The sequence below is a fragment of the Nonomuraea sp. NPDC004580 genome (genome assembly GCF_040609855.1).
GTDB lineage: Bacteria > Actinomycetota > Actinomycetes > Streptosporangiales > Streptosporangiaceae > Nonomuraea > Nonomuraea salmonea.
Map to the genome: position 1 here is coordinate 59,217 of NZ_JBEXLH010000005.1, position 12,335 is coordinate 71,551.

The 12,335-nt window shown below is 72.5% G+C and carries 12 protein-coding genes; 8 read left to right on the forward strand and 4 right to left on the reverse strand.

Translation table 11 applies throughout. The features are described from left to right. Nucleotides 1-31: 31 nt before the first annotated feature. Complete coding sequence (locus ABZW11_RS08700) at nucleotides 32-1,300, reverse strand: acyltransferase (protein ID WP_355414176.1); 1,269 nt, start codon at nucleotides 1,298-1,300, stop codon at nucleotides 32-34. A gap of 186 nt (nucleotides 1,301-1,486) precedes the next feature. Between ABZW11_RS08700 and ABZW11_RS08705 the strand changes: the two genes are divergently transcribed. Both ABZW11_RS08705 and ABZW11_RS08710 read left to right on the forward strand, forming a co-directional pair. Next, nucleotides 1,487-2,734: a sensor domain-containing protein gene (locus ABZW11_RS08705; protein WP_355414178.1), complete on the forward strand. Its 1,248-nt coding sequence runs from the start codon at nucleotides 1,487-1,489 to the stop codon at nucleotides 2,732-2,734. Next, nucleotides 2,725-3,372 carry a response regulator transcription factor gene (locus tag ABZW11_RS08710; RefSeq protein ID WP_355414180.1) on the forward strand — a complete coding sequence of 216 codons (648 nt, stop codon included), beginning with the start codon at nucleotides 2,725-2,727 and terminating at the stop codon, nucleotides 3,370-3,372. Before ABZW11_RS08705 ends, ABZW11_RS08710 begins: the two co-directional genes overlap by 10 nt. A gap of 270 nt (nucleotides 3,373-3,642) precedes the next feature. Here the strand turns inward: ABZW11_RS08710 and mihF are convergent, their stop codons facing one another. The 3 genes from mihF to ABZW11_RS08725 all read right to left on the reverse strand — a co-directional run bounded on the left by mihF (nucleotide 3,643) and on the right by ABZW11_RS08725 (nucleotide 5,804). Continuing rightward, nucleotides 3,643-3,948, reverse strand: coding sequence for an integration host factor, actinobacterial type (mihF, locus tag ABZW11_RS08715; RefSeq protein WP_043641121.1), 306 nt, complete (start codon nucleotides 3,946-3,948; stop codon nucleotides 3,643-3,645). Nucleotides 3,949-4,239: 291 nt separating this feature from the next. After that, nucleotides 4,240-4,371: a hypothetical protein gene (locus ABZW11_RS08720; RefSeq protein WP_355414182.1), complete on the reverse strand. Its 132-nt coding sequence runs from the start codon at nucleotides 4,369-4,371 to the stop codon at nucleotides 4,240-4,242. 179 nt (nucleotides 4,372-4,550) lie between these two features. Then, nucleotides 4,551-5,804 carry an ROK family protein gene (locus ABZW11_RS08725; protein WP_355414184.1) on the reverse strand — a complete coding sequence of 418 codons (1,254 nt, stop codon included), beginning with the start codon at nucleotides 5,802-5,804 and terminating at the stop codon, nucleotides 4,551-4,553. Between the two features lie 23 nt (nucleotides 5,805-5,827). Between ABZW11_RS08725 and ABZW11_RS08730 the strand changes: the two genes are divergently transcribed. The 6 genes from ABZW11_RS08730 to ABZW11_RS08755 all read left to right on the forward strand — a co-directional run bounded on the left by ABZW11_RS08730 (nucleotide 5,828) and on the right by ABZW11_RS08755 (nucleotide 12,333). Then, complete coding sequence (locus ABZW11_RS08730; RefSeq protein ID WP_355414186.1) at nucleotides 5,828-7,135, forward strand: MFS transporter; 1,308 nt, start codon at nucleotides 5,828-5,830, stop codon at nucleotides 7,133-7,135. 182 nt (nucleotides 7,136-7,317) lie between these two features. Beyond that, nucleotides 7,318-8,358 (forward strand): LacI family DNA-binding transcriptional regulator, encoded by a 1,041-nt coding sequence (locus tag ABZW11_RS08735; RefSeq protein WP_355414188.1) that lies wholly within the window; start codon nucleotides 7,318-7,320, stop codon nucleotides 8,356-8,358. Continuing rightward, a complete protein-coding gene (locus ABZW11_RS08740) occupies nucleotides 8,355-9,269 on the forward strand; it encodes a sugar ABC transporter permease (RefSeq protein WP_355414190.1) in 915 nt (304 codons plus the stop codon). The genes ABZW11_RS08735 and ABZW11_RS08740 overlap by 4 nt, the downstream gene beginning before the upstream one ends. Beyond that, nucleotides 9,266-10,084 (forward strand): carbohydrate ABC transporter permease, encoded by an 819-nt coding sequence (locus ABZW11_RS08745; protein ID WP_355414192.1) that lies wholly within the window; start codon nucleotides 9,266-9,268, stop codon nucleotides 10,082-10,084. Before ABZW11_RS08740 ends, ABZW11_RS08745 begins: the two co-directional genes overlap by 4 nt. A 9-nt stretch (nucleotides 10,085-10,093) precedes the next feature. After that, on the forward strand, nucleotides 10,094-11,392 hold the full coding sequence (locus ABZW11_RS08750; RefSeq protein ID WP_355414194.1) for a sugar ABC transporter substrate-binding protein: 1,299 nt from the start codon (nucleotides 10,094-10,096) through the stop codon (nucleotides 11,390-11,392). Further along, nucleotides 11,389-12,333 carry an ADP-ribosylglycohydrolase family protein gene (locus tag ABZW11_RS08755; protein ID WP_355414196.1) on the forward strand — a complete coding sequence of 315 codons (945 nt, stop codon included), beginning with the start codon at nucleotides 11,389-11,391 and terminating at the stop codon, nucleotides 12,331-12,333. The genes ABZW11_RS08750 and ABZW11_RS08755 overlap by 4 nt, the downstream gene beginning before the upstream one ends. The last annotated feature ends 2 nt before the right edge of the window (nucleotides 12,334-12,335 follow it).

Here is a 12,335-nt window from a genome sequence, read left to right on the forward strand (position 1 = left end):
ATCGGCGGATGACATCCGTGTTTCCTGCCCATCACGCGCGCAGCCTGGGCGCCGTCATCAGCAGACCGGCGAGCAGCGCCAGCACCGCCAGGAACGGCCCGGCGCCGGGCGCGAACCCGCCCACGGTCAGCGTCAGCACCCCGGCGCCGACCAGGCCCGACGCCACCAGCATGCCGCCCTGCCCGGCCGTGCCGTACGGCAGCGCGGGCGGCGCCTCGAACCGGGCGAACCCCTTCAGCAGCGGCCACATGACCAGGCACAGCAGCCCGAACCAGACCGGCCACCCGGCGAACCACAACACGCTGCCCGGCCGCGGCGTGTCCACGCCCAGCAGCACCACGACCACCCCGGTCACCGCGAACAGGGCCGGCATGTGCCACAGGTACACCGTCATGACGCGCGGCCCCGCCCAGTCCAGCAGGCGGGCCAGCGGCAGCCGCATCAGGGCGGGACGCAGCAGCACGGCCAGCCCGATCTGGCCGAAGCCGACCGCCAGCATGGCGAGCGTGGGCGGCGCCATGTTCGACACCTCCGCGCCGGGCAGGCCGATCATGCTGCCCGGGTAGGGCCCGTACGCCACCAGCAGCGCCGCCGCCCCGAACCCGCCCGCCGCCAGCAGGCCCGTCCCGCGCAGCCGGCCCTCGGCGTAGAAGAAGCCGAGCTGGTGCACGGCCAGCCAGACGAACACCACGTTCACGTACCCGACGGCGTCGAGCCCGGTCGAGAACCGCGCCACGTCCGTCACCACCGCACCGAGCGCCAGCACGGTCGGCACCCGCCAGCCGTGGCGCTCGTGCAGCCGCAGCGCGTACGGGGTGGCGACCACCGCCAGCAGATACACCGCGAGGAACCACAGCAACTGCCCGGTCAGCCTCGCCCCCACCTCCAGCGGCTGCGCCGGCACGCCCATAGTGAGCAGCAGCTGCGGCAGCGGGATCCACACCGCCGCCAGCGGCAGCAGCGGCCAGGCCAGCCGCCGCAGCCGCACCGCCTGCCACGCCGGCGCCGGCGTCCCGGCCCGCCGCGCGCGGGCGAAACCGATCGCGTTCGCCGCGCCGCCCGCGAAGAACACCAGCGGCATCACCTGGCTCAGCCACGTCACCACCCACACGCCCGGCGTGGACAGCGCGTTGCCGGTCGTCAGCCGGCCGTCCTCGTAGTCGAGCACCGGGATCGTCCAGTGCTGGAGGACTACCAGCGCCATGCCGGCCACCCGCAACAGGTCGATGAAGTGGTCACGGCGCGCGGGCGCGGGCGGCGCGGGTGCCGCGACGGCCGGGCGGTCCAGCAAGACGGTCATGGGGGAGGCCTCATCTCAAGGGGAAGCGAACGCACTCAAGGCTCCCGCCCTGCGGCTGCGGGCACATTGACGCGAGCCGCAGTCCTCAGGTCGGCGTGCCACCACCCCGGGGGTAGGGCCAGCCCTACCAAGGGACACCGGCGCACCCGCTCGTCCGTGCCCGCCCCACGACCTACCGTGGTCACCATGCGCTCCCTGACGAGGCGTGTCCTCCTCGACACCCGTTACACACTGGTCGGCTTCCCGACGACCCTGATCGGCTTCGCGCTCATGCTGCCGGGCTTCGCCGCCGGACTGGGCACGATGGTCATCTGGGTCGGGGTGCCGCTGCTGGCCGGCACGCTGCTGATCGCGCGCGGGTTCGCGGACGCGGAGCGGGGCTGGCTGTCGGACGTGCTGCGCAGGCCGCCCGTACGGCCCCGCTACAAGCCCGCGCCGCCGGGCGCCGGCCGCTTCCGCCGCCTCGTCAACCCCATGACGAGCGGGCAGTCCTGGCTCGACCTGCTGCACGGCATCATCAACCTGCCGTTCGCGATCCTCGCGTTCGTGCTGACCGTCGTGTTCTGGGCGGTGCCGATCGCCGGCCTCACCTGGCCGCTCTACGGCATCGTCACCTCGCGCATCCCCGGCAACGTCGAGCTGCCCGAGCTGCTCGGCCTGGGCGACGGCTACGTCGTCAACGCGACCTTCTACTTCCTCGTCGGCCTGCTCTTCCTGCTGCTGATGCCGCTCGTCATCCGCGGCGCCGCGCTCCTGCGCGCCGGGCTCGGGCGGGCGCTGCTGACCGGCGTGGCCGAGCTGCACGAGCGCATCGACGACCTGGCGCAGGGCCGGGCCGCCGCCGTCTCCGCCGAGGCCAACGCGCTGCGCAAGCTGGAGCGCGACATCCACGACGGGCCGCAGCAGCGGCTGGTCTCGCTCGCCATGGAGCTGTCCAGGGCGCAGCGGCAGCTCGCCAAGGACCCCGAGGCGGCCCAGGCCACGCTCAAGTCGGCCATCAGCGCGACCCGCGAGACCCTCGACGAGCTGCGCGCGCTCTCGCGCGGCATCGCCCCGCCCATCCTGTCCGACCGCGGCCTCGCGCCCGCGCTGGCCGCGCTGGCCGGCCGGTGCACGGTCCCGGTCGACCTCGACGTGCAGACCGTGGAGCGCTACCAGGCCGCCGTCGAGAACGCCATCTACTTCGTCTGCGCCGAGACCCTCACGAACGTGGCCAAGCACAGCCGCGCGACCGTCTGCACCGTGCAGCTCGTCCGCCTCGGTGACGTCCTCATGCTGACGATCGGGGATGATGGGGTCGGCGGCGCACACGTCGCCAAGGGACATGGGCTCGCCGGGCTGGCCGACCGGCTGCGCGCCGTGGACGGTGAGCTGACCGTCCAGTCGCCCGACGGCGGGCCCACGGTGATCGTGGCGGAGGTTCCGTGCGGGTAGTCGTGGCCGATGACGCGGTGCTGATCAGGGAGGGCCTGGTCAGGCTGCTCGAAGAGTTCGGTTGCGAGGTGGTGGCGACCGTCGGCGACGGCGACGCCCTCGTGGAGGCGGTCGACAAGCACAAGCCCGACGTGTCGGTGGTCGACGTGCGCATGCCGCCGTCGTTCACCGACGAGGGGCTGCGGGCCGCCGTCGAGGCCCGCCGCCGGGTGCCCGGCACGCCGGTGCTGATCCTGTCGCAGTACGTCGAGGTCTCCTACGCCGACGACCTGCTGGCCGACGCCAGGGGCGCGGTGGGTTACCTGCTGAAGGACCGCGTGGTGGACGTCGACGAGTTCCTGGAGGGCCTGCGGCGGGTGGCCGCGGGCGGCACGGTCTTCGATCCCCAGGTGGTGTCCCAGTTGATGGTGCGCAGGCGCAAGGACGATCCGCTGGCCCAGCTCACGCCGCGCGAGCGCGAGGTGCTCGGGCTCATGGCCGAGGGCCGCTCCAACCCGGCCATCGGACGGCAGCTCGTGATCAGCGACGGCGCCGTGGAAAAGCACATCAGGAGCATCTTCAGCAAGCTCGGCCTCTACGCCGAGGACACCGACCAGCACCGCCGCGTCCTCGCCGTCCTGACCTACCTACGCTCCTGACCGGCGTGCGCTCCCGGCGGGCCTGCGTCATGGAGCCGCCTGCGTTCTGCTGAGTCGCGGTTGTGACCGGCCCGCGGGCCTGGGGGAGTCTGCTCTAAGGGGTGGGGGTGTGACCCCTCTGGGCGGGCGGAAGTGGGGGTTCCGTGGGACGCCCGCCGGTCGAGCGGGGGCGGCTCCGCTCGCCGGGCCCTGCCTGGCTGTGGGGGGCCGGGCTATGAGGGGTCGCCGGCCGGTCCGCGCGGCGCTGCGCGCGGACCTGGCCGCCCGGCATCAGCCGAGCGCGTCGACCAGCTTCTTGCGCTGCTGGGCGCCCAGGCCGCCGAGGCGGCGCTTCTCGTCGACGCCCGCCTCCTCCATCAGCGCGGTGGCCTTGGCCGGACCCACGCCCTTGACGGCGCGCAGCGCCTGCGACACCTTGATCTTCTTCGCGATGTCGTCGTCACGCTCCAGCAGCTGAGCGAACGTCAGCTCGCCCGCCTTGACCTTCGCCAGCAGGGCCGTGCGGGCGGCACGGGCCTCGGCGGCCTTGGCCAGAGCGGCTTGACGCTGCTCGGGGGTGAGAGTGGGAAGTGCCATCTCAGTTCTCTCCTCGGGGAGTTTTACGTTCGGGTTCTGTTACCCGTGGTGCAGTGGCTAATCATGGCGGATACCAGCGGTTCGTGTTGCGGAAAGCGCCCTGTCAACGTGCCTCCCGCATCGATGCGGCGGCCCCCGCACACGTCACGCACGGAAGGACGGTGCCCCCGCTGACCCCTATGCCGCCGACCACGCGTTCTGTCACACCGTAGCCCGAAAAGAGCGGCATGCCGCTTTCTATGGGATGAATCCGGCACCCGCCGGGCCCGCCTGCCCGCCCCCTTTCCGGCGTCACCACCGGCCTTCGCGAACGCCCGCCGACGCCTTGCGCGCGTCACCCGCCGGCGTCGGCTCGCCGATCTCGTGACCTGTCATGAGCTGGGCGGACGCCGGGCCCGCCGCCCCGTCCACCGTCGGGACCAAGATCGCTGAGTGTCATCGAACCCCAGCTCGACGGCCGCCTCGCCCGCGCGGGGCGCGGGTCCAGGACGTACGGGCACCTACCCCGGGGCCGGGACGGGTGAGGCGGCTACGGACGGTTCCGTACGGGCTTCCGGCTCTCTGGCCTGGCAAGATCGCCTACGGGGCTCTCAGGGGAGGCGTTATAGCGCCCTATCCCCGTCCGGGGTGGAATGCGTCACACTTTGCCGGTCGGGCGTGTCGCGGGCCTGGTCAGGGTGGTTATCGCGCCACAGTTCAAGGCCCTCGACGGTCAGGAACGCGTCGAACACCGACTCCATCGCCCCCAGCAACGCGCCCCGCCAGCCGAGCGCCGACCCCTCGATGCGCGGCGGCCGCTCCCGGCGGATCGCCATCAGGTAAGGCTCACCGGCCGCCAGGAGCGCCGCCCCCGCCCGCTCGAACAGCTCAGGGCCGTGGCCCGACAGGGTGACCACCTCGGGATCGTGCGCGTTCACCAGGGCGGCGATGCCCCGGCCCAGCATCCGCGCGGTCGCCTCGACCGCCGCCGCGTCGTTGGCGAGCACGTGCTCGGCCTGCTCGCGTCCCCGGCCGCCCCCGTGGGCCAGGCCGGCGTGCCGCAGCAGGGCGTTCGCGCCCACGTCGGCGCCCCAGCAGCCGAGGGCGCCGCACGCGCACGGTCGCCGGCTCTCCGCCAGCGGCATGTGGCCGAACTCGGCGCCGACCCCGCCCGCCCCGGCGACCGGCCGCCCGTCCACCATCAGGACGCCGCCCAGGTCGAAGTCCACATGCAGATGCAGCCCCACCCGCACGTCCCGCAGCCGCCCACGCCGCGCCTCCGCCACCGCCGCGAACGCGGTGTCGTTCCCCACCACCGGCGTCCCGGCCGGTGGGCCCGCCTCATCCCGGTCGTCGGCCGCCAGCAGGGCGGGGACGTCGACCCCGTGCCAGTTCAGGTGGGCGATGTCCACGAGGCCGCCGTGGCGTACCGGGCCGGCCAGAGCCACACCCGTGCCGATGACCCGGTGGCCGAGGCGGTCGCGGTGGGCGGCCAGGGCCTCGCCCAGCGGGCGGAGCGCGCCTTCCGGGGTGCCGTCGTGCGGGCGTACCTCAAGGACCGTGACCCGGCCGCCCAGCTCGCACTCCGCCAGCTCCCACGCGTCCTCGCGCACGTCCACGGCCAGCGCGACCGGCCCGTACGGATGCGGCCCAGGCACCTGCGTCGGCCGCCCGCGTACGTGCTCGCGCGCCGGCTCCTCGTGCAGCAGCTCGTCCTCGGCCAGCCCCGCCACCAGGACCGAGGCCGTGCCCCTGGCCAGCCGCAGGTCGCGGGTGAGCTGGGACCGGGTGCGGGTGGCCCCGCAGTCGTGCACGGCGCGCAGCAGCCTGACCCGGTTGTGCGCGCGCAGCTCGCCACTCGTCGTAGCACCATTCACGTTTCACAGTTTATGCTCTAGTCGTGAACAAAACCGCCATTGTCGCCAGACGGGCTCGTGTCGGAGTTTTCGGATTCTTCTTTCTCGCCGGTCTTGTCATGGGGTTGTGGGCGGCCGGGCTGCCCTCGCTCAACGACCGGCTCGACCTCGGCCCCGCCCTGCTCGGCCGGGTCCTGCTGCTGATCTCCGCCGGTGCGCTGGCGTCGATGCTGCTCGCCGGGCGGCTGGTGGACCGGTGGGGGAGCAGGCGGTTGTGCTGGATCGCCGGGCCGCTGTCCGGGGTGGCCCTGCTCGGGCCCGCGCTGGCGCCGTCGGCCTGGGTGCTGATGGTGCTGGCGGTGGTGTTCGGGATGGGGCTCGGGGTGATGGAGATCGCCATGAACGCCCACTCCGTGGAGGTCGAGCGCTGCTACGGCCGGCCCGTCATCTCCGCCTTCCACGGCACCTGGAGCCTGGGCGGCGCGGCCGGCGGCGGCATCACCTCGCTGGTGCTCCAGGCCGGGCTGGACGCGCAGGGGCTGCTGGTGGTGGCGGCGATCGTGGTGCCCTTCCTGTACCTGCCCGCCGCCCGCCTCCTCCTCCCCGACGCCTACACCCGCCCCGCCCCGCAGCACGCGGCCGAGGGCGTGTACGCGGACGGGAGCGCGGACGGGGACGCGGGGAAGCCCGCTGAAGGCGCTGCCGGAGGCTCAGGTGGCGGGTCGCTCAAGTGGGGGCTCATCGCGCTGCTCGGGGTGGCGGCGTTCGCCGGGCATCTGAGCGAGGGCGCGGCCATCGACTGGGCGGCGCTGCACGCCAGGATGGTGCTGGAGACCGATCCCGCGCTGGCGCCGCTGGCGTACACGATCTTCTCGATCGCCATGACCACCGTGCGGCTGCTCGGCGACCCGATCAGGGCCCGGCTGGGCTCGGTGCTGACGATCAGGCTCGCGGGCGTGCTCGCCACCGCCGGATATGTCCTCGTGCTGGTCTCGCCGCTGCTGGGCGACCCGCTGCGGGTGGTGTGTGCGTGGACCGGGTGGGCGCTGGCCGGGGTGGGGCTGGCGACGGTGGTGCCGGTGCTGTTCAGCGCGGTGGGCGCGGCCGGCGGCCGGGTCGGCAGGGCGCTGGCCATGGTGACCGCCTTCGGCTACACGGGCCTGCTGCTGGGCCCGGCGGTGCTGGGCTTCGTGGCGGAGGCGGCGTCCCTGCCGGTGGCGCTGTTCATCCCGGCCGTGCTGGCGGCCGTCGTCACGGCGGCCGGCTCCCCGGCCATCCGCGCCCTGCTCGCCCTTCCCGCCGCCACCTCGTCCCCGGAGACGAGCCCGGCCCCCGCTTCCGTGCACGACTGACAAGTCCGAAGGCCGCCCCGCCGCCGTCCGGCGGGGCGGCCGGTTTGCGTTCATGGGCTCTGACCTGGTGTTATGCGATCGTGACTTGACCCGCACGTTACATCCAGGTTTCATGTGGCCCACGCCGTAAACGTTTACAGCAGAGCCATCGTAAACGTTTACATCACGAGGGAAGGACAGCCTTGGGCGACGGACCCACGATCACCACCATCGCCGAGCGCGCCGGTGTCTCGATCGCCTCCGTGTCGCGGGTCCTGAACGGCCTGCCGACCAGGCAGGAAACCGTGCGCAAGGTGATGGCGGCCGCCGACGAGCTGGGCTACGTGCGCAACGCGGTGGCGAGGTCGCTCAAGTCGCGCCGCACTCACCAGATCGCGTTCGCGATGGCCGACGTCGGCAACCCGGCCTACCTGGCGATGCTGCGGGAGATCCAGCCGGTGCTGAAGGCGGCCGGCTACCGGCTCGTGCTGCACTCCACCGACGCCGTCGTGGCCGACGAGATCGACGTGCTGCACAGCCTCGGCGAGCGGTACGTCGACGGCCTCATCATGAGCCCCCTGCGCGTCACCGACACGCACCTGCAGATGCTGGCCACGGCCAGGGCCCCCGTCGTGATCATCGGCTCGGTGCCCGACGGGACGCGGGTGGACAACGTACGCGCCGACTCCCGCACGGGTGTGAGGCTGGCCGTCGACCACCTCTACGCGCTCGGCCGCCGCCGCATCGCCATGGTCAACGGCCCGCTCGACACGGTGCCCGGCGCCGCGCGCGGGGCCGCGTACCGGGAGGCGCTGACGGACCTCGGGCTGCCCTACGACGAGAACCTCGTGCAGATCGGCGACTTCTACCGCGAGGAGGGCCGCCGCGCGGTGGCCGAGCTGCTCGCGCGGGCCCCCGAGGTGGACGCGCTGATGTGCGCCAACGACCTGATCGCGCTCGGCGCGCTCGACGTGCTGCGCGCGAAGGGCAGGCGGGTGCCCGAGGACGTGGCGGTGGTCGGCATGGACGACACCGACCTGGCGGCGGCCTCGTGGCCGTCGCTGACCCGCGTCTCGCTCGGCTCGGCCGAGCGCGGCAAGGCGGCGGCGGAGCTGCTGCTGGAGCGGCTGCAGGGCGACGACGGCGACCCCAAACGGGTCACCGTGGCGCCCCGGCTGGCGATCCGCGCCTCCACGGCCGGCCCCGACTACGAGCGAACCCAGAGGAAGGAGGGCGGCGCGTGACGGCGACCGTGACGCGATCCGCGCCCCCGCGGCGGCCGGGAGCCCGGCGCCGCGCGGTGTCGCGGCAGCGGCGCGAGATGTGGCTGCTGATGCTGCCGGCGATGGTGCCGGTGGTGCTGTTCAGCGTGGGCCCGCTGCTGTACGGCATCGGCCTGGCGTTCACCGACGCCCGCAACACCCGTAACCACCAGACCGAGTTCGTGGGCCTGGAGAACTTCACCCGGCTGATGACGGACGACGAGTTCTGGGCGTCGTTCCAGATCGGCGCGATCTGGTCGGTGTCGGTGACGGTGCTGCAGTTCGTGGCCGCGCTCGGCCTGGCGCTGCTGCTCAACGAGAAGCTCAGGGGCCGCGGCGTGGCCAGGGTGCTGTCGGTGGTGCCGTGGGCGATGCCGCCGGTGGTGGTCGGCCTGATGTGGAAGCTCGTCTACCACCCCGACGCAGGCGTGCTCAACGACCTGCTCGGCACCGACGTCAACTGGCTGGCCGACTTCTCGCTGGCGCTGCCGGCGATCATCGTGGTCGGCGTCTGGGCGGGCATGCCGCAGACGACCGTCGTGCTGCTCGCGGGCCTGCAGAACGTCCCGAAGGAGCTGTACGAGGCCGGCGCGATGGACGGCGCGGGCACCTGGCGGCGCTTCTGGAACATCACGCTGCCGCAGCTCCGCCCGGTGATCGTGGCGATCACCTCGCTCGACTTCGTGTGGAACATCAACCAGTTCGGCCTGGTCTACGTGCTGACGCAGGGCGGACCCGGTGGCCGCACCCGGCTGCCGATGTTGTTCGCCTACGAGGAGGCGTTCAGGTACCGCATGGCCGGTTACGCCTCGATGCTCGGCCTCGCCATGGCCATCGTCGTGCTCGCGGTGCTCGGTCTCTACCTGTGGCGCCAGATGAGGGAGGCCAGGTGAAGCGCGTCTCACAGTACGCCGCCCTGCTCGCGTACGTCGTCTTCCTGGCGTTCCCGCTGCTGTGGCTGCTGTCCACGGCGCTGAAGACGCCGCAGGAGATGGCGCTGACCGAGCCGACGTGGATCCCGCGCGAGCCGACGCCGGCCAACTTCGGCGCCGCGTTCGGCGAGCAGGACCTGGTCGGCGCGTCGCTGCGGAGCCTGGTGGTGGCGTTGTTCGCCAGCGTGATCACGGTGCTGATCTCGCTGCCCGCCTCCTACGCGATGGCCCGCTACCGGGGCCTGGTCAACAAGATCGCGATCGGGTGGGTGCTGGTCAGCCAGGTGTTCCCGTTCATCCTGATCATCATCCCGCTCTTCATGATCCTGCGGGACCTGGAGCTGGTGAACACGCTGCCCGGGCTGGTGCTCGTGCACGTCACGTTCACGCTGCCGTTCGCGCTGTGGATGCTGCAGGGGTACGTGCGCGCGGTGCCGCCCGAGCTGGAGGAGGCCGCGGCGGTGGACGGCGCCTCGCGGCTGCGCTCGATCGCGTCCGTGGTGGCCCCGCTGCTCGCGCCCGGCGTGGTGGCGACGCTGCTGTTCTCCTTCATCTCGTCCTGGAACGAGTTCATGTTCGCGCTCGTCATCCTCCAGGACCCCGACGTCATGACACTCCCGCTGACGCTGGTGCGCTTCACCGGCCCGGAGGGGGTGGCCAGGCTCGGCCCGCTGGCCGCGGCGTCGCTCATGGCGACGATCCCGAGCCTGATCTTCTTTTCGATCATCCAGCGGCGTTTGAAGTCCGGTCTGATGGCCGGCGCCGTCAAGGGCTAGGAGGCTCATATGCGTATCACGTCCGCTCTGGCGGTGGCGGCGGTCCTCACGCTGGCCGCCGCGTGCGGCGGGGGAGGCGGCGAGTCGCCGGCTCCCGGCGAGCCGGTCACGATCGATTTCCTCAGCCTGGCGTGGCAGAAGGAGTCGGTGGCCGCGAACAAGCAGCTCGTGGACGAGTGGAACAAGGCCAACCCGGACATCCAGGTGACCTACGTCCAGGGCAGCTGGGACAACGTCAACGACCAGCTCGTCACCCAGTTCTCCGGCGGCACGGCCCCCGACGTCATCCACAACGACTCGCCCGCGCTGTCCGGTTTCGCCTCCGACGGCTACCTGCTGGACCTGAAGGACAAGCTGCCCGCCGAGCTGAAGAACGACATCCCGCAGCCGGCCTGGGACACCGTCACCTTCGACGACGGCCAGGGCGGCCAGGGCGTGTACGGCGTGCCGTTCCTGCAGGAGTCGCAGGTCATCATCGCCAACAAGAAGCTGCTCGACGCCTCCGGCGTCCGCGTGCCCACCCCGGACGACCCGTGGACGTGGGACGAGTTCTCCGCGGCGGCCAAGAAGATGACCAAGGGCGGCAAGTACGGCGTGGCCTGGCCGATGAAGTCGCCGGTCAACAAGACGCTCAACCTGGCGCTCAACTTCGGCGGCACGTTCTTCCAGACCGCCGACGGCAAGACCACCGTCAAGGTCGGCCCCGAGGAGCGCGAGGTGCTCCAGCGCATCCACGACCAGCTCTACAAGGACAAGTCGGCCGACCCGGCCGCGCTCGGCCAGGGCACCGCCGACCCGCTGCCCGCCTTCTACCAGGGCAAGTTCGCGATGCTGCCGACCGGCGTCTACCTGCGCCAGCAGGTGGCCGAGCAGGCTCCCGACGGCTTCGAGTGGGTCACGCTGCCCGCGCCCAAGGGCACCAGCGCCTCGCAGGGCGCGGTCTCGCAGACGCTGTCGATCGCGCAGGACAGCAAGCACCCGGACGAGGCGATGAAGTTCATCGCGTTCTTCCTGAACGGCGCCAACCAGGCCAAGCTCGCCAAGGGCGACTGGCTGCTGCCGACCTCGCGGCAGGCCGCCGCCGACCCCGCCATCACCACCAAGGAGAACGGCTGGGACGTGGCGACCGCCTCCGCCAAGGACCTGGTCGTCGCGCCGTTCCTGAAGGTGAACGGGTTCGACGAGTGGAAGACCAAGGTCGCCACGCCGGTGCTGCAGGAGTACTTCGCCAACAAGATCTCCCTCGACGACGCGGCCAAGCGGCTGGTCGAGGACGGTAACAAGGTGCTGGAGCGGTACTACCGGTGATCTCACCACGCGACAGGGCCCGGGGGTGCCTGCTCGGCCTGGCGGCCGGCGACGCCCTCGGCGCCCCTGCCGAGAACCTGACCCCGGAGGAGATCCGCCGCCGGTGGGGCCGGCTCACCGAGATCGAGGGCGGCGGCACCGACGACACCGAGTACGCCGTCTTCGCCGCCTCCCTGCTGGTCCGCCACGGTCACGGGCTCACCGCGGCCGACGTGGCGGCGGCCTACCGGGCCGAGGTCATCCCCGGCGTGACGGGGCCGATGCGCGGCGCCGGGTTCTCCGAGCTGGGGACCGTCGAAGCGCTTCGCCGCGGGCTCGAACCGCCGCTGACCGGCCTGGTGCACTCGCACGGCTGGTCCGACGGCCTGGCCATGCGGGCGGCGCCGTACGGGATCTTCTGCCCGGGTGACCCGGCCGAGGCGGCCCGGCTGGTGGAGCAGGACGGGCTGGTCAGCGGGTCGGGCGAGGGCATCATGGGCGGCCGGGCGGTCGCCGGCGGGGTGGCCGCCGCCATGGGCGGCGCCTGTCCCGATGAGGTCGTCGACGCGGCGCTCTCGGTCGTCCCGCCCGACTCGTGGACCGCGCGGAACATCACACGGGCCAGGGACGCCCTCGAAGCGGGCGATCCCCTGCACGAGGCCGTCGTCGTCAGGCACTACCCGTGGACCGACGTCGCGCCCGAGGCCGTGGCGCTGGCGATGGCCGCGTTCCTCGCCGGGAACGGCGAGGTCGAGGCGGCCGTGACGTACGGCGTGGGCCTCGGCAGGGACGCCGACACGATCGGCGCCATCGCCGGCGCGCTGGCCGGGGCCTCCCAGGGAGAGGACGGCGTGCCGGCGCGCTGGGCCGCGCGGATCGGGCCCGTGACGGGCAAATGCCTGCCCGTCGTGGCGGGAAGACACGTGCTGGACGTCGCCGACGAGCTGGCGGAAGGACTGTAGAT